This window comes from Lentzea nigeriaca (assembly GCF_016907955.1).
Lineage (GTDB): Bacteria > Actinomycetota > Actinomycetes > Mycobacteriales > Pseudonocardiaceae > Lentzea > Lentzea nigeriaca.
On the sequence record NZ_JAFBCX010000008.1, the window covers coordinates 1 to 23,503 of the forward strand.

Here is a 23,503-nt window from a genome sequence, read left to right on the forward strand (position 1 = left end):
TAAGCACGCCGCCAGCGTTCGTCCTGAGCCAGGATCAAACTCTCCAATAAGGATCGTTGTGATCGCTCCAGACGGAATATGTCTGGCAATCTGGTCTAACTTACTCAAAGGAATACCCCTGACGAGGAGTATTCATATTACTGGCTGTGTTTCGGCACGCTGTTGAGTTCTCAAAGAACACGCGCTCACCGGTTCCATTCTCCGTTTCCGGAGAGTTTCTCTCGGGGCTTGTGTTGAAAGCTTAGCTCGTTCGTTTTTCGCTTGTCAAATCGGCCGTTTCGGGCTTCTTCGCTCGGCGCAAACTCGCTTCGCATTCAGTTTTTCGCTTGGTTCAGAAGTTATCTGAGTGGCTTTTCCGGTGTCAAATCGGGGTCTTTTCGGATCCCGGACAGCACGTTAGGCCGTTCATTCACTTCTGGGGGTTTGACGCCGCGATACCTTACCCGGCCCGATCCGCGGTGTCAACCGCTCGTTCCGGGGGTCTCGCTTGCGACTCGAAGAAAGTTACTCATCGGGAGGATCAAAGTCAAATCGCCTGGTCAGCGGGCTGCTTGATCGGCACGGACGGGGTCGGAGCAGCCGGCTTGGCGCCAACCGGACGCGGCCGGAGCCACAGGGTGATGGAGCGCAGACCCTCCATCGCCCTCACGATCTGGTCCGGCGAGGCCGCCTGACGGGTGGCCAGCGGCACCAGGTCGTAGCCCCAGATGCCGAACTCCTTGAGGACCGTCACCGGATCGTCACCGAACTCCGCGGTCGACGAGGCCGAGAACTCCAGGAACACGTGCGGCCGATCGCGACGCAGCAGCCGGACCAGGCCGGCCAGCGCACGGTGACCTCGTCCAGGCGTGTCCACCCGCACGACCGAGAGCTTCATGCCCCGCACCAGGGAGATCTCCTCGAGCTCCTTGTCCAGGCGCACCGCCCGCACGCGCGCGACATCGGCGGACGCGTCCTCTGCCGGCGGCGACACCGAGACACCACCGGTCAGCGTCGGCGACACGGCCAGCTCACCGGGGCTCTCCCACGCCGCGCCCTCGATCACGGTCAGCCGGGACGCGACCGCGGCAGGCAGGTTCGCGGAGACGTTGTGGCGAAGCAGCGCCGCGGCCGAGGCATCGGGCTCGACGGCGACGACGGCACCCATCAGGCCCAGCCGCGACAACACCCTGATCGAGTGATACCCGACGTACGCACCGACATCGAGGAAGATCCCGTCGGGCTCGAGCACCGAGTCGAGCAGCTCGGCGAGGTCCGGCTCCCACACGCCGTTGGACGACAACAGCGGAAGCATGAACGCGTCGTCGGAGGGCAGCCGCATCATGCCCGCGTCGCACAACACCAGCGACGAACGCAGTTCAGGCGCATCGCCCGCGGCCTCATGCTGACGAACCACCACGCGACGCAACGCGTCCGCGGTCTGCTGCGCCTGGTTGGCGGCACGGATCGCCGAGTCCAGCCGCGAGTCGCGCTCGCGGAACACCTCGACGACCTTCGACTCCAGCGTGTCGATCCGGTCCAGCGTGCGGTCCAACGCCACGGTCAGCTTGTCGATCCGCTCGGCCAGCACGTCGTCGGAAGTAGCCCTCTTGGCCGCCTCTGCCACGACCGCGTCCTCGATGTCCCGGAGCCGACGCCCCTGACCTGCCATGTCCGCACGGACGCGCACGACACCGTCGTCGACGCCGACCAGCTGGTCTCCGAAGTGCGACTGCCGTTCCGCGACCTGCTCGACCTCGGCGCGCAGCAGCTCCAGCTCGCCCGCGCCGACGCCGGCCTTCAGCGCGTCCTGCCGGTCGACCAGCTCGGACACCGTGCGCTCGACCCCGTCGATCAGGGTGTGCAGCACCTGGCGCATGTGGTTGTCGTAGTGGTCCAACGCGCGCAACACGATCTTGCGCAACGCGGGTGCCATCGGCGTGCGGTGAGCCGTGTCGATGTTGGGTTCCCGCAGTAACGCGTGCTTGGCCGACTGCAACGCGAGCATCGGGTCGACCTCGGGCTTCGGCTTCGGCCGCCGCGCCCGCCAGCCCCGGTACGAGTGCTCGACGCGTTCGCGCAGCAGCTCTGCCACCCGTGAGACCGATCGCACCGCGAGGACCTGCTCACGCGCGGCAGCTCCCAGCGCTTCCGCCGTCGGCAGGTCATCGGCCAACGAGCGCAGCAACCGCGAGGCTGCCTGCACATCGGGTTCGGAACCCTGGTGACACGGCACGAGAACCGCCGTCTTGCCGAACAGCTCGGCAACGGCGCCGTGGCCGGACGCCACGATCGGAACGCCCCGCACAGCCAGCTCAGCCAGCCGCAGCGCGATCCGGTCGTCCGCGCCTCCGCGGTGCAACGACACGACCGCGTCGGCGGTCAGACACACGTCGTCGTCCTCGACCAGCGAAATCCGCGGGTCGGAGGCGGTGGCCAGGCGCAACCGCTCGGCCGCCTCCGGGTGCTCGAACGCCCCGGACACCGCGATCCGCAGTTCGACGTCGGCGCGATCGGGGAACGCGCTCAGGAACGCCGACACCGCGCCCAGCACGTTGCCAGGCCTGTCGAGAGAGTGGTCCGCGATCGCCGCGAACACCACCACATCGCCAGACGTGTGCTCACGCGCGCCGACGTCGCGCACCGGCACGGGCACCACACGCACGATCGGCCCGCCGATGCGTTCGGCAGCGGCACGCGACGCGTCCGACGACAGCCAGAGCTCGTTCACGCCCGTGCGGTCGTCCGCGGCAGCGACGTCCAACGCGACCTCGACGACGAACCGCCCGGACGGCACCTCGTCGTCGGGAGAAGTGCGCACCACGACGGGATATCCGGCGGTCGCCGACACCGGCAGCCCGGACGCACGCGCCGCCGCGAGCATCAGCTCCGACAAGGGCCCGGAACCGATGACGGACACCCCGAGCTGGTCCAGCAACGCCGGACCTTCCGAACGAGGCTTCGGAACGGCGGGCACGGGCAAACGTCCGGAAGCCACGCCCACGCCCGCACACCACTCGCGCCAGGCATCGGCGTCCGCACCGAACGGCGCCGGGAACTGCTGCTGCAGCGCCGGGTCCGCCCGCCACACCGCGTCTGCCCACCGCGTGCCACCGTTCTCGGTCGGCTCGCACGCCCAGATGAGGAACCCACCACCACCGTCTTCACCGAACGCGGGCAACGGCGTCGGTGAAGCGGCCCGGTAGTCGGCGCGGAGCTCGGACGGGATCACCGTCCCGTCGACCAGCGAGTCGAACCGGTACGGCACCGGCGCCGCGGTCCAGCCACATCGCACCAGCTCGGCACGGTAGGCCGTGCACAGCTCCGCGACCTCCTGGTGCTCGGAGAGCAACACACGGGGACGTTCCGCGAAGTCGGCGGACAGCAGCCACGGCCGCCGCGGGTCGAACCCGCGGAAATGCACCGTCAGCAGGTCCTGCCCGACCACGGCCAGAGAGCCCGACTCGGTGCGGTGCAACGGCCTGTCCGCCAGGTTCCACACCGACAACCCGACCCGTGCGTCGCGCACGACGTGATGCGGCACGATCGCCGGCATGTCCAGCGACGCGAGGTAGGGCTCCGCGCCTTCACCGACCGCGACGAACCCTGGGTCGAACGCCCCGAGCTCGTGCAGCTCGGCCGGCCCCGGCTGCAGACCGTCCGACGGCAGCGGCCGCAACGTGCGCGGCAGCAACACGACCGGGGCGTTGCGCAACGCCTCCAGCACGAGCTTCGTGAGCGACCCGAACACCTGGACCCACGGGTCGAGGTACAGCACGGGCATGCCCTGCGACAGCAACGCCTCCAACAGGCGAGGCACCATCGCGGCCTTCAGCCCGCCGGCGTCGAGCGAGGTGGCGAGCACGTGCAGCTCGATCTCGGCCACGCCGATCTCGAGCGGCGTGATCAACCCCGGCCCGGCGTGCTCCGGCTGCGCGTCCACGATCAGCGCCACGAACCGGCCCTCGGGGTGCTCCGCGAGGAACGAGCTGGACAGGACCTTGACCGCGGGAAGTTCCGCCGCCGTGGCGACCGTGCACGCGCAGATCGCAGGCTGGAACTCGGGTACCTCTGTCACGGAGAGCAACGTATCGGCCTCACAGCACGGGAAGAAGAGTGCGCAACTCGTACGGGGTGACGCTTCGACGGTACGCGTCCCACTCCGTCCTCTTGTTGCGCAGGAAGAAGTCGTAGACGTGCTCGCCCAACGCCTCGGGGAGCAGCTCCGAGTTCTCCATCTCGGTGAGGGCCTCGCCGAGGTTCTGCGGCAGGTTCGCGTAGCCCGCGGCACGACGTTCGCGGTCGGTCAGCGACCACACGTCGTCCTCGGCGGGCGGCGGCAGCTCGTAGCCCTTCTCGATGCCCTTGAGACCGGCGGCGAGGATCACCGAGTAGGCCAGGTACGGGTTGCACGCGGAGTCCAGCGAGCGGATCTCGACGCGGCGCGACGACGCCTTGCCCGGCGAGTACATCGGCACACGGACCAGCGCGGAGCGGTTCGCGTGACCCCAGCACACGGCCGTGGGCGCCTCACCGCCGACGATCAGCCTCTTGTACGAGTTGACCCACTGGTTCGTGACGCCGGAGATCTCGCGAGCGTGCTTCAGGACACCGGCGACGAACATCTTGCCGATCTCGCTCAGCTGGTACGGGTCTTCCTCGTCGTGGAACGCGTTGCGGTCGCCCTCGAACAACGAGAAGTGCGTGTGCATGCCCGACCCCGGCTGGTCCGAGAAGGGCTTCGGCATGAACGAGGCGCGCACGGCCTGCGTGATCGCGACCTCCTTCACCACGTAGCGGAACGTCATGACGTTGTCCGCCATGGTCAGCGCGTCGGCGTAGCGCAGGTCGATCTCCTGCTGGCCGGGAGCACCCTCGTGGTGGCTGAACTCGACGGAGATGCCCATCGCCTCCAGCGCCTCGATGGCGTGGCGGCGGAAGTGCGTCGCGGTCTCGTGAGAGGTCTGGTCGAAGAAGCCGCCGTTGTCCGCGGGCTCGGGCTCGCGGCCGTCCGCCGGCAGGTCCTTGAGCAGGAAGAACTCGATCTCCGGGTGCACGTAGCAGGTGAACCCGGCCTCGCTCGCCTTCGACAGGGTCCTGCGCAGCACGTGCCGCGGGTCGGCCCACGACGGGGAGCCGTCCGGCATCGTGATGTCGCAGAACATGCGCGCGGAGTAGTTGGTGCCCTCCGGCGTCTGCCACGGCAGCACCTGGAACGTGGAGGGGTCCGGCTTCGCGACCATGTCCGATTCGTAGACGCGGGCGAAGCCCTCGATCGCGGAGCCGTCGAACCCGATGCCCTCGCTGAAGGCACCTTCGAGCTCGGCCGGTGCGACCGCGACGGACTTCAAGAAGCCCAGGACGTCCGTGAACCAGAGCCGGACGAACCGGATGTCGCGTTCCTCGAGCGTGCGGAGCACGAACTCCTGCTGGCGGTCCATAGGGCGCAGCTTAAGGGCTCCGGACTCTCTACGATCAACGCATGTCCGCCCGTTGGTTGTTGGTTTGCGCACTCGCCCTGCTCACGAGCTGCACGTCCGGTGGAGATCTCCCCGATGGTGCGACGTTGCTCTCCCGTTCGGCCGAGTCGATGCGCTCGGTCAAGACCGTCCACTTCACCATCAAGGTGGACGGTGAGCTGCCGGACGTCCCGGTGAAGGACGCCGACGGCGACCTCACGTCCGGCGGCGACTCGAAGGGCACGGCGAAGGTCAACTTCGCCGGGCAGCTGCTGTCCATCGAGTACGTGCTGACCGGTGGGAACCTGCACTTCAAGGGCCCGACCGGCGGGTACACGAAGCTGCCGGCCGCGTTCGCGGGCCAGGTGTACGACCCGTCCGCGATCCTCAACCCCGACAAGGGCGTGGCGAAGGTCCTGGCCAGCGCGAAGGACGCCAAGACGAAGTCGTCCGGTGACGTGTCGGTGGTGGAGGCGACGGTGCCGAAGGACGTCGCCGCCGGTCTCGTGCCCGGCATCTCCGCGGACGTGAAGTCGACGTTCTCGCTCGGCAGCGACAACAAGCTGAAGAACGCGCTGTTCGAGCTGCCCGGCGGTCAGAAGGTCGACATCGGACTGACCGACTTCGACAAGCCCGTCACAGTGACGGCGCCCGCGTAATGCGAAGGGTCGCCCTCGCCGCGGCCGGCGCGGCCGTCCTGCTGGGTGCGCTCGACGCGTACGTCGTCGTCGGTGTGCTCACGGACATGGTCCGGGACCTCGGCATCGCGGTGAACGAGCTCGAGCAGGCCACCCCGATCGTCACGGGCTACCTGCTCGGGTACGTGGCCGGCATGCCGTTGCTCGGGCAGCTGTCGGACCGGCTGGGGCGGCGGTTCGTGCTGCAGGTGTCGCTGCTCGGCTTCCTGGTCGGGTCGGTGATCACGGCTCTGGCCGGTGACGTGTCGGTGCTCGTCACCGGACGTGTGGTGCAGGGGCTGGCCGGTGGCGCGTTGCTGCCGGTCACGATGGCGCTGGTCGCCGACCTGTGGGAGGAGCACCGGCGGTCGACGGCTCTCGGGACGGTCGGTGCCGCACAGGAGCTGGGGTCCGTCCTCGGCACGCTGTACGGCATCGGTGTCGCGTCGCTGTTCAACCTGTTGCCGTTGTTCGAGGCGTGGGAGCCGCAGAGCTGGCGGTGGGTGTTCTGGGTGAACGTCCCGTTGGCGGTCAGTGCGATGGTGATCGTGCAACGGGCTGTGCCGAACACACGGCGTGAGGTGCGCATCGACGTCGTGGGCGGGATGTTGCTGGCGCTGGCGCTGTCGTTGCTGGTGGTGGCGCTCTACAACCCGAAGCCCGCCGAGTCGGTGCTGCCGTCGTGGGGCTGGCCGGTGCTGGGGGCGGCGCTGCTCGTCCTGGTCGGCTTCTTCCTGTGGGAACGGCGTGCTGCTGTGCGGCTCATCGACCCCGATGGTGTGCAGTGGCGGCCGTTCTGGGCCGTGCTCGGGGTTTCGCTCGCGGCCGGCGCGGCGTTGATGGTCACGCTCGTCGACGTGGAGTTGTTCGCGCAGACGGTGGTGCGCCGGGATTCCGCGGCCGCCGCGGCGCTGCTGACGCGGTTCCTGGTCGCGTTGCCGGTCGGCGCTGTCCTCGGTGGACTGCTGGCGTCACGGCTCGGCGACCGCTGGGTGTCGTTCGGAGGCTTGGCGATCGCGGCGGTGTCGTACGTGTTCATCGCGCAGTGGCCCGCCGACGTCGGCGGGCTCGTGCTGACGCGTGACCTGGCCATCGCCGGTTTTGGCCTTGGACTGGTCATCGCGCCGTTGTCCGGTGCTGTGCTGCGTGTGGTGCCGCCCATCAGGCACGGCGTGGTGTCGGCGTTCGTCGTCGTCGCGCGCATGACGGGCATGCTCGTGGGCGTGGCGGCGTTGTCCGCGTGGGGTCTCCACCGGTTCCGCGAGCTCACGGCAGGCCTGAACACCCCGCTGCCGTTCGGGGTCGAGAAAGCCGAGTTCGAACGGCAGGTGGCCGCCTACCAGCGCGGGCTCACCGAGGCGCTGCTCACCGAGTACCACGAGATCTTCCTGATCACGGCGGTGATCTGCGCGCTCGGAGCGCTGGGATCGGTCCTCCTCCCCTCGAAACGTCGTCAGCAGACCGGGTCGGTCTCCGGCAGTCTCAAGTCCACCAGGTAGTTCGTGCCCACGCCGTCCACGCAGCCGATGCCTGCCAGGAACGCCGTGTGCTGGTTTCCGTTGTAGGTCAGCAAACGGGCGCCCAGCGCGGTCGCGAGGTCCACACCGGACTGGTACGGCGTCGCCGGGTCACCGGTCGTCGAGACCACCAGCACCTGCGGCAGCCCGGTCACGTTCGGCGGATGCGGTTCCGACGTGTGCGGGGCCGGCCAGAACGCGCACGGACCGAGCGCGGTCTCGTCGGTGGGGATCGTGTCGTTGCCCAGGATTTCCAACAGCCTCCGACGGTTGGACTCCAGCGTGGCGCGGTCCTTGACCGGTGGTTCGTCGACGCAGCGGATGGCCACGAACGCGTCCTGGATGCGGGAGTAGGTGCCGTCCGGGGCGCGGCCGAGGTACTGGTCGGCGAGCTGCAGCAGGGTGTTGCCCTTGTTCTGCTTGAGCTCCTGCAGGCCCTTCAGCGCGGTTTCCCACAGGCGGTCCGAGTACATCGCCTGGATGATCGCCGTGTTCGCGTCCGAGTGGGACAGCTTGCGCTCGCCCACCTGCAGCGGGGCCTTCTTGAGCGGTTCGATCATCTGCCGGAACCTGGACTCCGCAGCGTTCTTGTCCGTCCCGATAGGACAGTCGCGCTGGGCGCACCAGCCGGCGAACCGCTGGAACGCCTGCTCGAAGCCCTGTGCCTGCCGTGCCGCCGCGTCCACCTTGTCGCCCTCGACGGCCACCGCGCCGTCGAGCACCATCGCGCGCACGTTGCGCGGGTACATCTCGGCGTACAACGTGCCGATGCGCGTGCCGTAGGAGTAGCCGAGGTAGCTCAGCTTCTTGTCCCCCAACGCCGCGCGCAGCACGTCGACGTCCCGCACGACGTCACGGGTGCCGACGTTGCGCAGCAGGTCGATGCCGCTGCGTTCGGCGCACTTCTCGACGAAGTACCGGTTCTCGGTCTCCACGGCGTTCGCGGTGTCGCCCTTGGGGCGCAGGCGTTGCGCGTCCCGTTCCGCGTCGGTCAGGCACTGCACGCGTGGCTGGCTCGCGCCGACGCCGCGCGGGTCGAAGCCCACCACGTCGAACCGCTTGCCGACCGGGTTGTTCGGCTGCATGTTCGCGACGTGCGCCATGCCCGAACCACCGGGACCGCCTGGGTTCACCACCAGGGAGCCGACGCGTCGCCCCTGTTCGGTGGCGGGTCGGCGCAGCAGGCCGACGGTGATCGTCCCCATGTCCGGCCTCTCGTAGTCGAGCGGGACCTGCAGGCGCGCGCACTGGATGCCCTCGCGCTCGAACAGGCCCTTGCTCTTGGCATCGGTCGCGAAGGACTGGCACGCGCCCCACGACAACGCCTGCTCGTAGAAGCGCGCTAAGCCCTTGCGCGCGGCAACGGGCGAGCCGTCGATGTGCGCGTAGGACGTGGACGTGCCGAGCAGGACGATCAAGGCGAACAAGGCCGCGGTGACTCGGGATCGCCTCTTCGTCATTAGGCGCACCGGGTTCCGTCGGCGGGCAACGTCTGGTCGATCAGGTACTTCACGGCGGCGTCGTCCACACACTGGTTGCCCTGGAGGAAGACCGTGTGCTGAACGCCTTCGTACGTGAGCAGCCGCGAGTTGAGCGCCTTGGCGAGGTTCACGCCGGCCTCGTACGGCGTGGCCGGGTCGCCGGTCGTGGAGATCACCAGCAGCGGCGGGATGCCGTCCGCCTTGGGTGGGTCGGTGCGGCCGGACACGGGGGCAGGCCAGAACGCGCACGAGTCGAGCGCCGCGCCGGGCGGGTTGCCGTCGTCGAGGAACGGCGCCGCCTCCTTGTACTTCTTCGCGGACTCCAACAGCGCGTTCTTGTCCGTCAGCCGTGGGTCGTCGACGCAGTGCACGGCGTTGAACGCGTCCGTGATCGTCGAGTAGTTGCCCTGGTCATCGCGGTCAAGGTAGGCGTCGGCGAGACGCAGCAGCGTGGCGCCCTTGCCGTTCTTCAGCTCGTCGAGGCCGTCCAGCAGCAGCGGCCAGAGCTGCTCCGAGTACAGCGCCTGGATCGTGGCGGTGATCGCGTCGTTGTAGGACAGCTTGCGGTTGCCGACATTGACCGGCTTCTGGATCAACGGTGTCGTGAGCTGGCGGAAGCTCGCGTTCGCATCGTCGCCCAGAGGGCAGTCCTTCTTCGCGCGACACCACTTCACGAACTCGTTGAACGCCCTCTGGAAGCCGGCGGCCTGGGCTACCAGCGACGCGAGCTGGTCCTGGGTCGGGTCGACGGCGCCGTCGAGGACGAGTGCACGCACGTTCTGGGGGAAGGTCTCGGCGTACTCGGTGCCTATGCGGGTGCCGTACGAGTAGCCGAGATAGCTCAGCTTCGCGTCGCCGAGCGCAGAGCGGAGGACATCCATGTCCTTAACTACGTCCCGCGTGCCCAAGTTGGCGAGCATTGCCGCCCCGAATTTTGTCCCGGCGGCACACTTCTCGGCATACGCCTTGTTCTCTTGCTCCGTTTGGGTGATTCCCGCCGCACTCGTATCAACGTCGAGGTCCAAACGGTCGGCATCGCGCTCCGGTCCGGTGAGGCACTTGACCGCCGGTTCGCTCGCGCCGATCCCCCTCGGGTCGAACCCGATCAGGTCGAAGCGTTTCGCCAGATCGGTCTTGCGGTAGTCCGAGATCAAGCCGGCCGCCGACGCCATGCCCGACGCACCGGGCCCACCGGGGTTGATCAGCAGCGACCCGATCTTCTGGCCGGCGGCCTTGTAGCGCAGGACGCCGATCGTGATCGTGTCGCCGTCCGGTTTGGAGTAGTCGAGCGGGACCTCCAGCCGGGTGCACTCGACGTCGCGCTTGTTCCCGTAGGCCTGCCTGCTCGACCCGGTGGTGGCGAACGGCGCGCAGTCCTGCCAGGCGAGCTGCTGGCCGTAGTACTTCTCCAAGCCCGTGGGGACAGTCCCGGCAGGACCCGGTTTCTCGAAGGACACGCCTGGCTTGGCCGTGCCGTCGACGATCGACGTGCAGGAGGCGAGAAGGGGAATGACGAGCAACACGCTCAAGAGACGGACCACGGGCCGATGGTATGGGAGATGATGAGGGCATGCCGCAGCTTCGCATCGCGCTCGCCCAGGTCAACGCCACTGTTGGCGACCTTTCCGGCAACGCGTCGTTGGTCGTGGAGTGGACGCGCAAGGCCCGTGAAGGCGGCGCGCACCTCGTGGTCTTTCCCGAGATGGTGCTGACCGGCTACCCGGTCGAGGACCTGGCGATCCGCACGTCGTTCGCGCGCGCGTCCTCGGAAGCGCTGGAGGCGTTGGCTGCCACGTTGGATGCTTCTGGTTTGGGTGGCATCGCCGCGTTCGTCGGCTACCTGGAGCACGACTCCGTGGGTCCGCGCAACGCCGCGGCCGTGTTGTACGGCGGGCGTGTCGTGGCCCGGCAGAGCAAGCACCACCTGCCCAACTACGGCGTGTTCGACGAGCGGCGGTACTTCAAGCCGGGGTCGTCCCTGGACATCGTGCGGATCAACGGTGTCGAGGTCGGCATGGTGATCTGCGAGGACCTGTGGCAGGACGGCGGCCCGATCACCGCGCTCGGTGACGCCGGCGTCGACCTGGTCGTTTCCCCGAACGCCTCGCCGTACGAGCGCAACAAGGACGACCTGCGGCTGCCGCTCGTGGTCCGCCGCGCCGCCGAGGCCGGAGCCCCGCTCGCGTACTGCAACCTGGTCGGCGGCCAGGACGAGCTGGTGTTCGACGGCGACTCGCTGGTGGTTTCCACCGACGGCCAGCTCATCGGCCGTGCTCCGCAGTTCGTCGAGCACCTGATGCTGGTGGACTTCGACCTTCCCGGCGGCTTGGAGTACGCGCAGGGCCAGATCGGCGACTTCTCCGTGCGCCGGGTGTTCGTGTCGGACGCCGTGCCCGCTTACGAGCCGTTGCCCGCGCCGCGCGTGTTCGAGCCGTTGTCCGATGAGGCAGAGGTGTGGCACGCGCTGGTCACGGGCCTGCGCGACTACGTGCACAAGAACGGGTTCAGGTCCGTTGTGCTCGGTCTGTCCGGTGGCATCGACTCCGCCGTTGTCGCGGCACTGGCCGTGGACGCTCTTGGTCCCGATTCGGTGTACTGCGTCTCGATGCCTTCGTCGTACTCGTCCGAGCACTCCAAGTCGGACGCTTCCAACCTGGCCGCGCGGACCGGGTTGCACTTCACCACCGAGCCGATCGGCGAGATGGTGTCGACGTACGTGGACCAGCTCAAGCTGACCGGTCTGGCCGAGGAGAACATCCAGGCGCGCTGCCGCGGCATGCTGCTGATGGCGTTGTCCAACCAGCACGGACACCTGGTGCTGGCGACGGGCAACAAGTCGGAGCTCGCGGTCGGTTACTCGACGATCTACGGCGACGCGGTCGGCGGCTACGCGCCGATCAAGGACGTGTTCAAGACCCTGGTCTGGGGCTTGGCGCGGTGGCGCAACGACGAGGCGGAGAAGCGCGGCGAGGTGCCGCCGATCCCGGAGAACTCGATCATCAAGCCTCCCTCGGCCGAGCTGCGGCCCGGCCAGGTCGACACGGACTCGCTGCCGGACTACGAACTGCTGGACACGCTGCTCACCCAGTACGTCGACGGCGACCGCGGGTACGACGACCTGATCGCGGCCGGGTTCGCGCCCGAGCTGGTCGACCGCGTGCTGCGGATGGTCGACAAGGCCGAGTACAAGCGGCGGCAGTACCCGCCGGGCACGAAGATCTCGAACAAGGCGTTCGGGCGGGACCGGCGGCTGCCGATCACCAACGGGTGGCGCGAGGGCTGAAGCCGCTCTTCCGGACGGCACGCGGGGACCCCGCGTGCGCCAGGAGAGTACGAAAGCTCCCCGCGTACTCCTTGAAGTGGAGCCTGCTCTACCGCGGGCGGCCAGGTCAGATGGCTAGGTTTGCGGTGTGAAGCGAATCTGGGCGGCGGTCGCCTACCTGGCGACGGGGCTGCTGACGGCCATCGCGTCGTGGCTCGCCCTCGGTGTACTGCTGCTGTCCGTCGTCATCCTGCCGTTGCTGCCCATCACCGCGCCGGTCATCCGCCGGATCGTGGACGTCGACCGGCAGCGCCTCGCGCGCTACGCCGGTGTCGAGGTGCCGTCACCGCCGCCCCTCGACGGGCCGTGGCTGCACCGGGCGCAACGGGTGCTGGCGGATCCGGCCAGCCGCCGCGAGGGGTTGTGGCTGGTCACGCACGCCCTGTTCGGCACGTTGTTCGGGGCGATCGCCATCGGGGTGCCGGGGTCGCTCGTGCAGCAGCCGTTCGCGTCGCTGATCTGGTGGGCGGTGCCCGGAGGGGTCGAGAACTCGTTCGGCGTCCACGTCGACTCGTGGGCGAAGGCGTTGCTGAGCGTGCCCGCCTCCGCCGTGCTCGCGCTGATCCTGACCCAGCTGCCGCGGCTGGCCGATCTGGACGCGCGGTGGGCTCGGGCGTTGCTGGCGCCGCCGCGGGCCTCGTTGGAGAAGCGGCTGGCCGAGGTCGTCGCCACGAGGGCCGCCGCGCTGCAGGCACATGGCGCGGAGCTGCGGCGCATCGAGCGGAACCTGCACGACGGGACGCAGAACAAGCTGGTCGGCGTGGTGATGATGCTCGGCATCGCCGAACGGACGCTCCAGCAGAACCCGGACGGCGCGCTGCAGGCGTTGCGGCGGGCGCAGGACGCGGCGGGCGAGGCGCTGGAAGAGCTCCGCAACGTCGTGCGGAGCATCCATCCGCCGGTGCTGGAGGATCTGGGGCTGGACGGGGCGATCCAGGCGCTCGCGGCGCGGTGCCCCGTGCCGTGCGTGCTGCAGGCCGAGCACCTGGGGCGGTTGCCCGCGGCGGTGGAGGCAGCCGCCTACTTCGCGGTGGCCGAGGCGCTCACGAACGTGGCCAGGCACAGCGGGGCCGAGCACGCGTGGGTCAGTCTCGGCATCGACGGCTCGCAGCTCACCGTTCTCGTGCACGACGACGGCAAGGGTGGCGCGGACGAGAAGCGGGGGACGGGGTTGGAAGGCATTCGCGGCCGGGTGGAGGCGTTGGACGGCAGCGCGAGCGTGAGCAGTCCCGAGGGCGGGCCGACCGTGCTCACCGTCGTGCTACCGATTGGGAAGTGACCATGCGCATCGTGATCGCCGAAGACGACGCGTTGCTCCGCGAGGGGCTGACGTTGTTGTTGCGCAACGAAGGGCTCGACGTCGCCGCGGCGACCGACAACCCCGACGATTTCCTCGACGCCGTGGCTGCCCATGAGCCGGACATCGCGGTTGTCGACGTACGGATGCCACCTACGTTCACGGACGAGGGGCTCAAGGCGGCCGTGGAGGCGCGACGGCGGCACCCGAAGCTGGCCGTGCTGGTGCTGTCGGCGTGGGTCGAGCAGAGCTACGCGCACGAGCTGTTGGCTGGGACTGGTGGTGGCGTCGGCTATCTGTTGAAGGAACGCGTCGGCAAGGTCGCGGACTTCCTCGACTCGTTGCACCGGGTGGCGAACGGTGGGACGGCGCTCGACCCCGAGGTCGTGTCGCAGTTGTTGGTGCGGCGCAAGGCTGATGACGCGCTCAGTGTGTTGTCACCGCGAGAGCGCGAGGTCCTCGGGTTGATGGCGCAGGGATTGTCGAATGCGGCCATCGGCGAACGGCTCGTCATCAGCGCGGGAGCCGTGCACAAGCACATCGGCAACGTGTTCCTGAAGCTCGGCCTGAACACCGAGGACGGTGCGGGTGACCGTCGGGTTCAGGCCGTGCTCGCGTACTTGGATCACTGAGGCTTCAGGAACATCAGAGCAAGCCGTATTTCCTTGCGAAGGATCCGAACTGTGCGCCCGTGCGGGGCAGCCTCATGCCGCTGTCGCGCAGCATGTCGACGAGATTGCCCGCACCAGCTTCGGCGATCTTGCCGTCGCGGCACAGCTGAGCCAGCGGCCAGATCGTGCCGTGCACGTTCAGGCCATTGGCGCGAGCCACTCTGGTGGCCTTCTGGTCGTCAGTGACGGCGATGCCGTCGAGCAGCTCGCTGACCTATGTGGGGCGGACGAACGGGAACAACACGGTCTGCCGGATCGACGTGCCGGTCAGCATCATCAGCAACCGGTCGACGCCCATGCCGAGACCGCCCGTCGGCGGCATGCCGTGCTCCAGCGCCCGCAGGAAGTCCTCGTCCAGCTCCATGGCCTCGACGTCGCCGGACGCGGCCTTCAGCGACTGCGCCTCCAGCCGCCGCCGCTGCTCCAGCGGGTCGGTCAGCTCCGAGTAGGCGGTGCCGATCTCCGCGCCGAACGCGACGAGGTCCCAGCGTTCGGCCAGGCGCGGGTCGACGCGGTGCTGGCGGGTCAGCGGGGACACCGAGGTCGGGAAGTCGATGTAGAAGGTCGGGCCGACGGTCACCGGTTCCACGAACGAGTCGTAGGCCTCCTGTACGAGCTGGCCGTGGTCCCAGTCCTCGTTGACCTCGACGTCGCGGGCGCCGAGCAGTGACCGCAGCTCGGAGACCGACGTGTCCGGGGTGACGACGGCGTCCAGGGCCGAGGAAACCGCCGTGTAGACCGGAATCACCGGCCACTCCCCCGACAGGTCGAACGTACCGTCCGGACGCTGGGCCACCTCCGCGCCGAACGCCTCGCGGGCCGCGTGCTGGATCAGCGTGCGCACCAGGTCGAGCATGACGCGGTAGTCCGCATAGGACTGGTAGGCCTCGAGCATCGTGAACTCGGGGTTGTGGGTGGCGTCCGCGCCCTCGTTGCGGAAGTTGCGGTTCAGCTCGAACACCCGGTCCACGCCGGCGACGCACAGCCGTTTCAGGTACAGCTCCGGCGCGATCCGCAGGTACATGCGCATGTCGTAGGCGTTGATGTGGGTGACGAACGGCCTGGCGTTGGCGCCGCCGTGCACCGCCTGCAGCATCGGCGTCTCGACCTCCAGGTACGAGTGCGAGTGCAGGAACTCGCGCACGCTGCGGATGACGTCGCTGCGCAGCTTCAGCAACGCCGCCGAGTCCTGGTTCACCACTAGGTCGAGGTAGCGCTGGCGGACGCGTGCCTCCGGGTCGGTGAAGCCCTTCCGCTTGTCCGGCAACGGGTGCAGGCACTTCGCTGTCATCGTCCACGACGTGGCGAGCACGGAGATCTCGCCGTGGTCGGACTTGATCACCTCGCCGGTCACGCCGACGTGGTCGCCCAGGTCCACATCGGACTTCCAGGACGCCAGCGCGTCGCCGAGCGAGTCGACGGTCAGCATCAGCTGGATCTCACCGCTGAAGTCCCGCAGCCGCGCGAAGCACAGCTTGCCCATCTCCCGCAGCGCCACCACGCGTCCGGTGACCGAGACCACCTCGCCGAAGCGTTCCCGTGCGGCGGCGAGGAGATCGGTGCGTTCGTAGCCGACCGGATACGGGTCGACGCCCGCCGCCACCAGCCGTTCGACCTTCGCGATCCGCACCCTGACCTGCTCCGGCCTGCGCACCGGTTTCGGCTCGACCTTGATCGCGTCGATCTCGGCGACCTGCGCGGCGAAGTCGGAGCTCACGTCCGTCTTCTGCAGGGCCCGCTTGCGCAACGACCGCAGCGACGGCACGAACCCCTCAGCGATGCCGGCGGCGATGCTGACCCGCGGCAACGACCGGGAGCGCTGGTAGCAGAGGAACCGCGGCTCCCAGTCGGGCAGGTACTTGGCGTTCGACCGGTAGAGCGACTCCAGCTGGAAGAACCGCGACGCCAGCGACAGCACCCGCCGCCACGCCCGCAGCACCGGGCCCGCGCCGATCTTCTCGCCCTCCTCGAACACCGCGCGGAACATCGCGAAGTTCAACGAGATCCGCTGCACGCCGAGGTGTCCGGCGGCGGCCGCGAGCTGGGCGACCATGTACTCGTTCAGGCCGTTCTCCGCCGACCTGTCGCGCCGCATCAGGTCCAGCGACACGCCACGACGGCCCCACGGCACGAACGACAGCAGCCCGCGCAACGCACCAGAGGCGTCGTAGGCCTCGACCATCACGCACCGGCCGTCGCTCGGATCTCCCAGGCGCCCCAACGCCATCGAGAACCCACGCTCGGTCTCCGCACCGCGCCACGCCTCCGCGCGGTCCAAAATGGACGCCATCTCGTCCGGCGCGATCTCGCTGTGCCTGCGCACTCGCGTGGTGTACCCGGCCCGTTCGACCCGCGACACCGCCTGCCGCAGGCCACGGCGTTCCGGTCCGGCGAGGTTGAACTCGCGGACGTCCAGGATCGCCTCGTCGCCGATCTCCAGCGCCTTGAGCCCGGCGTCGGAGTACACCTGCGCACCCCGTTCGGAAGCGCCGAGAACACCGGGCATCCAGCCGTAGGTGCGCGCCTCCGACAACCACGCCAGCACGGCCTCGGGCCAGGCTTCCTCGTCACCGATCGGGTCGGCGGAGGCCAGCGTCACGCCGCCGATCACCCGGTACGTCAACGCGGCCCGTCCGGAAGCCGCGAACACGACGCTCTTGTCGCGCCGCGTCGCGAAGTAGCCCAGCGAGTCCGGCTCACCGTCGGCGGCGAGCAGCCGGCGCACGGCGAGCTCCTCGTCCGGCGTGATCATGTTCTGGGTGCGGACCCCGCGGAAGAAGACGTAGAGGCCGCGGATCGCGACGAGCGTGCCGCCCACACCGAGGAGCACGCTCAGCCACTGCGGGCCCTCGGGGATGTCGAGGCGTCCCAGCCGGACGAGCTCACCCGTCGCCTGGTTCGCCGCCCACGCCAGCTTGTCGAGCTGTTCGACCAGTTTGCCGGGGAAGATCTCGGTGAGGCCCCAGCCGAGGAGTACCAGCGCGACCATGCCCAGCACGAACGACGTGAGCGCCCGCCGCCACGCGCCACGGGCCAGCCGGGCGGGGAACGCCTCGCGCACTATCCACAGCAGCGCGACGAACAGCACCGAGCTCGCGACGCCGATGCCCAGGGACACCCACTGCGCTTCCTCGCCCACCTCCAGGACTTCTTCAGGTGCGATGGCCAAGATGACCATGATGAAGCCGACGAGCACCAGGCCGACGATCTGGAAGAGCAGCAGCGCCCACAGCGCTGCCTGCTTGTGCCTGCGCAACGCGGCGCCCAGCACGAAGAACACCATGGCGATGAAGAGGTTGCCGTCGATCGGCAGGCCGGTGACGTACCCGATGCCGTCCGCGACGTCGGTGAACCAGCTGTCCTCCGGAATGATCAGCCGGAGCAGTGACAACACCCCGGCCAGCTGCACGACCGTCGCGATCGCGCCTGCGGTCTTCCACTTCCACGCCGGTGTCACGTCATCTCCCGAGGTCGGCTGATGACCGCCATGATCCCGTCTTCCGCCGGACGGGTGCATGTCGCCTCCTCCGGACATGCCGGTCAGCCGGTCGTCGTGCTCAGTTCCGGCCTCGGCGGAGCGTGGTTCGACTGGCACCGGACGGTGCGGCTGCTGGAGCCGCACGCTCGGGTGATCGTGTTCGACCGGCCTGGCCTGGGCCTGAGCGGTCCGCCTCGGCGCGGGCCGTCGCTGGCCCGCGAGGTGGCGGTGCTCGACGCGGTGATGCGCGGGATCCCGCGGGCGGTCCTGGTCGGGCATTCGATGGCATCGATGCACGTCGAGGCCTACACGCGGCTGCGGCCGCACCGGGTCGCCGGGCTCGTCCTGCTCGACCCGGACACCGAGACGCCGGGCGCGGGGGCACCGTTCGACGTGTCGGCGGTGGTCGCGCAGGCGCTCAGGGCGTTCGGCAGCCGGTGGCTCGGCGCACGCCTCACCCGGCGGTTCGGGCACTCGTTCCGGAACCTGCTGACGGCGGCCTCGACGCAGGGAGTGACCGATCCCGCACCGGCTGATCTCGTGGAGATGGTCTACCGGCGGCCAGGCGTGGGACGGGCGGTGCTGGCCGAGCTCGCGTCGTACCCCGGTCAGGTGGCGACGCTGGAACGCCTGCGCAAGCGTCGTGCGCTGCCCAAAGTGCCGTTTCTCGTGCTCACGGCAGGGCGGCGAATCTGGCCGGAGCACGAGTCGTTGGCCGCCCTCGTGCCGTGGGGACGCAACGTGCCAGTGCCCGGCAGTGGGCACATGATTCAGATGGACCGACCGGACGCCGTGGTCATGGCCGTCCGGGAGGTCCTCAGGGGTCTGCCGGAGGTGTGACGGTAGCCGCATCAGGGGGCCGGTTTGCTCCTGACGGTGTCACTCTTGTGTTCGGCAACCGTGCACAACGCGCCCGGGGACCCACGCACGTGGGCCTCGAGGAAAGGAACGGTCGACGATGACCACTGCCGAAGTTTCCGCGCCCTACGGCAACGGATCAGGCCAGAAGGCCCCCGCCAAGAGGGTTCGCGTCCACCACCTGCGTGAGATGAAGGAACGCGGCGAGCCGTGGCCCATGCTCACCGCCTACGACACGTTCACGGCCTCGATCTTCGACGAGGCCGGCATCCCCGTCCTGCTGGTCGGCGACTCCGCGTCGAACACCGTCTACGGGAACGACACCTCGCTGCCGGTCACGGTCGACGAGCTGATTCCGCTGGTACGCGCGGTGACGCGCTCGGTCAAGCGCTCTCTCGTGGTGGCTGACCTGCCGTTCGGCTCCTACCAGGTGTCGGTCGAGCAGGCCGTGGCGACCGCCGTGCGGTTCATGAAGGAAGGCCAGGCGCACGCGGTCAAGCTGGAGGGTGGCGCCTACTTCGCGCCGCACATCCGCGCGATCACGGCCGCGGGCATCCCGGTCATGGCCCACATCGGCTTCACCCCGCAGTCCGAGCACCAGCTCGGCGGCTACCGCGTGCAGGGCCGTCACGAGAACCACGACACCGTGGTCCGCGACGCGCTCGCGGTGCAGGAGGCCGGCGCGTTCGCGGTCGTGCTGGAGATGGTGACCGCCGAGGTCGCGAAGCAGATCACGCACGACCTGGTCATCCCGACCGTCGGCATCGGCGCCGGTCCGGACACCGACGCCCAGGTGCTCGTCTGGCAGGACATGATGGGCCTGAACCGCGGCAAGGCGCCCCGGTTCGTCAAGCGCTACGCCGACATCGGCAACATCATGCTGGGCGCGGCGACCGAGTTCGCCAACGAGGTCCGCGGGCACCAGTTCCCCGGCCCCGAGCACACCTTCCACTGAGCGGAAGTACGCGGGGAGCTTTCGTACTCTCTGAGCGGACGAAAGGGCCCCGCGTGCGGCAAAGCAGGGCTAGCGGGTCCAGACCTCCGGGTCTGGGCCCGCCGGCACAATCCCGGTCGGATTGATCTGGTGGTGCGTCACGTAGTAGTGGCGCTTGATGTGGTCCCAGTCGACCGTGTCCCCGAACTGGGCGTAGAGGCGTTTCGCGTAGGCCCACAGGTTCGGCATCTCGGTCAGCTTGTTCCGGTTGCACTTGAAGTGTCCGTGGTAGACGGCGTCGAACCGGACGAGCGTGGTCCAGAGCCTGATGTCGGCCTCGGTGAGCTGGTCGCCGACCAGGTGGCCGCGGGTTTCCAGGTGCTCCTCGATGCGGTCGAGCTCGGCGAACAGCTTCGCGTACGCCTCCTCGTAGGCCTCCTGTGACGTGGCGAAACCGGCCTTGTAGACGCCGTTGTTGACGTTGTGGAAGATCGGCTCGATCCAGGCGTCGATCTCCTCGCGCAGGTGCTCCGGGTAGAGCGTGCTCTCCGGGCGCCAGCGGAGGCTGAAGTCCAGCGTGATCTGCGGGTAGTCGTTCGTGACGACCTCGCCTGTGGTCGTGTCGATGATGGCCGGGACGGTGACTCGGCCGTCGTAGTTCTCGTCGGCCTTGTCGTAGGCCTCTTTGAGGAAGTCGATACCGAGGACCGGGTCGGTCTCGGGGAAACGCCAGCCGCGTTCGTCCCTGATCGGGTCGACGATCGCGAGCGAGATGGCGTCTTCGAGATTCAGGAGCTTGCGGACGATGATCGTTCGATGCGCCCACGGGCAGGCGAGGCTGACGACGAGCCGGTAGCGGCCGGGTTCTGGCTCCGGCCGTGCGGTGAAGCGGTTGGGCTGCCGGACGAACGCACCAGTGGTCGAGGTCTCCTTCGTGAACTGCGCCATGTCGTCGACGATAGGCCCATGTACCCGGAGATCGAGCCCCACGCGTCAGGTCACCTGGACACCGGTGACGGCAACCTCGTGTACTGGGAGGAGTGCGGAAACCCGGCCGGCAAACCCGTCGTCTTCCTGCACGGCGGACCCGGTGGCGGGTGTTCGCCGTCGCACCGGCGCCTGTTCGACCCGGCCGCCTACCGGATTGTCCTGTTCGACCAGCGCGGGTGCGGGCGTTCGCTGCCGCACGCCTCTGCGTCGGGTGATCTGTCGTCGAACACGACCTGGCACCTGGTTTCCGACATGGAACTGCTGCGGGAGTCGCTCGGGATCTCGCGGTGGCAGGTGTTCGGCGGGTCGTGGGGGTCGACGTTGGCGTTGGCGTACGCCGAGAAGCATCCTTCGCGCGTCTCGGAGCTGGTGCTGCGCGGGATCTTCACGCTGCGATCGTCCGAAGTGGACTGGTACTACCGCGGTGGGGCGGCGAACCTCTTCCCCGACCTGTGGGAGAAGTTCATGGAGCCGATCGCCGGTCTCGACGGTGATCCCGTTGAGCTGTACGCGAAGTTGCTGTCCTCGCCTGATCCCTCTGTGCACGGACCTGCTGCCGTCGCGTGGAGCACCTGGGAGGGCGCGACCGTGACGTTGCTGCCCAGGCCGGAGCTGGTGGCGGAGTTCGCCGTGCCGTCGTACGCGCTGGCGTTCGCGCGGATCGAGAACCACTACTTCGTGAACAACGGGTGGTTCGAGGAGGGGCAACTCATCCGGGATGCCGTGCGGCTCAAGGACATTCCGGGTGTGATCGTGCAGGGGCGCTACGACGTCGCGACGCCGGCGGTGTCGGCCTGGGACCTGCACAAGGCGTGGCCGGGGTCGGAACTGGTGCTGGTGCCGGACGCCGGGCACGCCTACGACGAGCCCGGCATCCTCGCTGCTCTGCTTGAAGCCACGGACAGGTTCCGCGACTAGCGCAGGCCGACCCACTTCGCGGTCGACGTCGTGCACGTGGCCACCGTGACCTGGGCGGTCAGGCACTTGCCGGTGGCGATGTTGCGGAACTGGAAGGACGTTCCCGTCGACGGGTTGCGGCGCCAGCGCTGAGTGCTCGCGCCGCAGACCTGGCTCGACACGTTGCCGGTGCTGCCGGCCGTCAGGCACTTGCGCGTGGCCACGTTGTGCGGCACGTCGGCGTCGCTGACCGGCACGATCCACTGCTGGTCGGCGGCGAGCTCGTTGCAGGCCCTGAGCACAATGTCGGTGCCGGAGTCGGCGAGGCAGCGGCTGGTGCCGGCGAGCTGGTAGACGAACACCGGCTCCGCCTGGGCCGGGATGGCGGTGAAGGTCGTGACGGCGGCGGCGGTCGCGATGATCGCGGCTAGTTTCCCCATGCCGAGATCCTGGCAGCGTGATCAGCCCGGCGAATCCACCTGTGGTTGTCAACCCTGGCCGTAGTTCAGGGCCCGTTCGAGGCTTGGCCGTGCTTCCACCAGGGACGGGCCGTACCAGGTCAGGTGACGGCCGTTGACCAGCACGTACGGCAGGCCGGGGAAGCTCTCCGGGCCGTCCTCGTGGGTGAACAGGTAGGGCTCGTCGGGGAGGATGACCAGGTCGGGGCGCTTCGCGTTGAGCTCTTCCAGGCTCGGCCTCGGGTAGCGCTCGGCGTCGTGGGCGTAGACGTTCTCGATTCCCAGGCGCCGCAACACATCGGTGGCGAAAGTATCGCGGCCGACCACGACCCATGGGCGGCGCCAGACCGGGATCAGCGCGGTGAGCTTCGCCGGTTTCGTCTCGCGCCACAGGTCTTCCGCCTGTGTCAGCCAGTCCGGTTCGAGGTCCCAGGCCGTGGCGAAGAGTCGTCGCAGGGACTTCAGCGCCATGGGGACGGTTTTCGGAGCTTCGGTGACCCAGACCTGGATGCCGTTGGCGCGCAACCGGTCGACGTCCTCGGCGCGGTTCTCCTCGGAGTTCGCGATGACGAGGTCGGGGGTGGCCGCTAGGATCTTGTCGATGTCCGGGTACTTCGAGCCACCGATCCGGCGGACGTCCAAATCGGACGGATGGGTGCAGTAGTCCGTTGCGCCGATCAGAGCGTTCGGGACGCTGACCGCGACGGCCTCGGTGATGGAGGGGACCAGGCTGACCACACGGGCCGGCTGGTCGAGCACCACCGGCTCACCGAGGTCGTCGACGGGCAGCATCAGACTCCCGTGATCTTCAGACCGGCGTGGGTCTTGTAGCGGCGGTTGATCGCGATGAGGTTCGCGGTGAACGCCTCGACCTGGTGGGCGTTGCGCAGCCGGCCACCGTAGACGCCGCGGAAGCCCGGTACCAGCTCTGCCAGCTCGCGCACCGTGTCGGTGGCCTCGCGGTCGTCACCGAGGACCAGGACGTCCATCTCCACTTCGGACACGCTGAGGTCGGCGAGCAGCACGGCGGACACGTGGTGGAACGCTGCGGTGACCCTGGACTCCGGCAGCAGCAGCTCGGCCTGCTGGGCCGCACTGCCCTCGGTGACCGGGAGCGCGAACGGGCCCTGCTTGTCGAAGCCGAGCGGGTTCACGCAGTCGATGACGATCTTGCCGGCCAGCTGGTCGCGGAGGCTCTGGAGAAGGTCACCGTGACCGTCCCACGGAACGGCCACCAGCACGATGTCCGAGTCGGCGGCGCAGTCGGAGTTGTCCTTGCCCTCGACGTGTCCGCCGGCGACCTCGGTGATCTCCTTGGCCGCGAGTTCGGCTCGTTCGGCGCTGCGGGAGCCGATGATCACCTTGAGGCCCGCTTTGGCCCAGCGGATCGCCAGACCCTTGCCTTGGGCTCCGGTGCCGCCCAGGACGCCGACGGTGAGGTCACGAATGTCAGTCACCCCTGCATCTTCACACGGAGGTGGGGGT

General features: G+C 68.7%; 18 protein-coding genes. 8 read left to right on the forward strand and 10 right to left on the reverse strand.

Going from position 1 to position 23,503, the window contains the following annotated elements; genetic code table 11:
* Positions 1-526: 526 nt before the first annotated feature.
* Complete coding sequence (locus JOD27_RS46795; protein ID WP_204765007.1) at positions 527-4,057, reverse strand: FkbM family methyltransferase; 3,531 nt, start codon at positions 4,055-4,057, stop codon at positions 527-529.
* Positions 4,058-4,076: 19 nt separating this feature from the next.
* Positions 4,077-5,420 (reverse strand): glutamine synthetase family protein, encoded by a 1,344-nt coding sequence (locus tag JOD27_RS26530; protein ID WP_204765008.1) that lies wholly within the window; start codon positions 5,418-5,420, stop codon positions 4,077-4,079.
* Between the two features lie 41 nt (positions 5,421-5,461).
* Between JOD27_RS26530 and JOD27_RS26535 the strand changes: the two genes are divergently transcribed.
* Both JOD27_RS26535 and JOD27_RS26540 read left to right on the forward strand, forming a co-directional pair.
* Complete coding sequence (locus tag JOD27_RS26535) at positions 5,462-6,097, forward strand: LppX_LprAFG lipoprotein (RefSeq protein ID WP_204765009.1); 636 nt, start codon at positions 5,462-5,464, stop codon at positions 6,095-6,097.
* Positions 6,097-7,614, forward strand: coding sequence for an MFS transporter (locus JOD27_RS26540; RefSeq protein ID WP_204765010.1), 1,518 nt, complete (start codon positions 6,097-6,099; stop codon positions 7,612-7,614). Before JOD27_RS26535 ends, JOD27_RS26540 begins: the two co-directional genes overlap by 1 nt.
* Here JOD27_RS26540 and JOD27_RS26545 read toward each other — a convergent pair.
* Both JOD27_RS26545 and JOD27_RS26550 read right to left on the reverse strand, forming a co-directional pair.
* Positions 7,569-9,092 (reverse strand): alpha/beta hydrolase, encoded by a 1,524-nt coding sequence (locus JOD27_RS26545; RefSeq protein WP_204765011.1) that lies wholly within the window; start codon positions 9,090-9,092, stop codon positions 7,569-7,571. The two genes, JOD27_RS26540 and JOD27_RS26545, sit on opposite strands and share 46 nt — an antisense overlap.
* A complete protein-coding gene (locus JOD27_RS26550; protein WP_204765012.1) occupies positions 9,092-10,654 on the reverse strand; it encodes an alpha/beta hydrolase in 1,563 nt (520 codons plus the stop codon). Before JOD27_RS26550 ends, JOD27_RS26545 begins: the two co-directional genes overlap by 1 nt.
* 29 nt (positions 10,655-10,683) lie before the next feature.
* Here JOD27_RS26550 and JOD27_RS26555 point away from each other — a divergent pair, with 29 nt between their 5' ends.
* The 3 genes from JOD27_RS26555 (at position 10,684) to JOD27_RS26565 (ending at position 14,364) form a co-directional block, all read left to right on the forward strand.
* Positions 10,684-12,396: an NAD+ synthase gene (locus JOD27_RS26555; RefSeq protein WP_204765013.1), complete on the forward strand. Its 1,713-nt coding sequence runs from the start codon at positions 10,684-10,686 to the stop codon at positions 12,394-12,396.
* A gap of 127 nt (positions 12,397-12,523) precedes the next feature.
* Entirely contained in the window at positions 12,524-13,714 is a 1,191-nt protein-coding gene (locus JOD27_RS26560; protein WP_204765014.1) for a sensor histidine kinase, read from the forward strand.
* Positions 13,715-13,716: 2 nt separating this feature from the next.
* Positions 13,717-14,364: a response regulator gene (locus JOD27_RS26565; RefSeq protein WP_204765318.1), complete on the forward strand. Its 648-nt coding sequence runs from the start codon at positions 13,717-13,719 to the stop codon at positions 14,362-14,364.
* Positions 14,365-14,377: 13 nt separating this feature from the next.
* Here the strand turns inward: JOD27_RS26565 and JOD27_RS26570 are convergent, their stop codons facing one another.
* A complete protein-coding gene (locus JOD27_RS26570) occupies positions 14,378-14,608 on the reverse strand; it encodes a PIN domain-containing protein (RefSeq protein WP_504739946.1) in 231 nt (76 codons plus the stop codon).
* A 9-nt stretch (positions 14,609-14,617) separates the two neighbouring features.
* On the reverse strand, positions 14,618-17,920 hold the full coding sequence (gene lysX / locus JOD27_RS26575; protein WP_204765016.1) for a bifunctional lysylphosphatidylglycerol synthetase/lysine--tRNA ligase LysX: 3,303 nt from the start codon (positions 17,918-17,920) through the stop codon (positions 14,618-14,620).
* On the opposite strand from lysX, the gene JOD27_RS26580 reads away from it, so the two are divergent.
* Both JOD27_RS26580 and panB read left to right on the forward strand, forming a co-directional pair.
* Entirely contained in the window at positions 17,882-18,721 is an 840-nt protein-coding gene (locus JOD27_RS26580) for an alpha/beta fold hydrolase (RefSeq protein ID WP_204765017.1), read from the forward strand. The genes lysX and JOD27_RS26580 overlap by 39 nt on opposite strands.
* Before the next feature lie 118 nt (positions 18,722-18,839).
* Positions 18,840-19,694: a 3-methyl-2-oxobutanoate hydroxymethyltransferase gene (gene panB, locus JOD27_RS26585; protein WP_204765018.1), complete on the forward strand. Its 855-nt coding sequence runs from the start codon at positions 18,840-18,842 to the stop codon at positions 19,692-19,694.
* 69 nt (positions 19,695-19,763) lie between these two features.
* On the opposite strand, the gene JOD27_RS26590 is transcribed toward panB, so the two are convergent.
* A complete protein-coding gene (locus tag JOD27_RS26590; protein ID WP_204765019.1) occupies positions 19,764-20,621 on the reverse strand; it encodes a glutathione S-transferase family protein in 858 nt (285 codons plus the stop codon).
* 18 nt (positions 20,622-20,639) lie between these two features.
* Between JOD27_RS26590 and pip the strand changes: the two genes are divergently transcribed.
* Complete coding sequence (gene pip / locus JOD27_RS26595) at positions 20,640-21,581, forward strand: prolyl aminopeptidase (protein WP_204765020.1); 942 nt, start codon at positions 20,640-20,642, stop codon at positions 21,579-21,581.
* Here the strand turns inward: pip and JOD27_RS26600 are convergent.
* From JOD27_RS26600 to npdG, 3 genes are read right to left on the reverse strand one after another with little or no spacing between them, the layout of a single operon-like run.
* A complete protein-coding gene (locus JOD27_RS26600) occupies positions 21,578-22,000 on the reverse strand; it encodes an RICIN domain-containing protein (protein ID WP_204765021.1) in 423 nt (140 codons plus the stop codon). The genes pip and JOD27_RS26600 overlap by 4 nt on opposite strands.
* 48 nt (positions 22,001-22,048) lie before the next feature.
* Positions 22,049-22,810, reverse strand: a complete 762-nt coding sequence (locus JOD27_RS26605) for a helical backbone metal receptor (protein ID WP_204765022.1) — start codon at positions 22,808-22,810, stop codon at positions 22,049-22,051.
* On the reverse strand, positions 22,810-23,475 hold the full coding sequence (npdG, locus tag JOD27_RS26610) for an NADPH-dependent F420 reductase (protein ID WP_204765023.1): 666 nt from the start codon (positions 23,473-23,475) through the stop codon (positions 22,810-22,812). Before npdG ends, JOD27_RS26605 begins: the two co-directional genes overlap by 1 nt.
* Positions 23,476-23,503 lie beyond the last annotated feature (28 nt).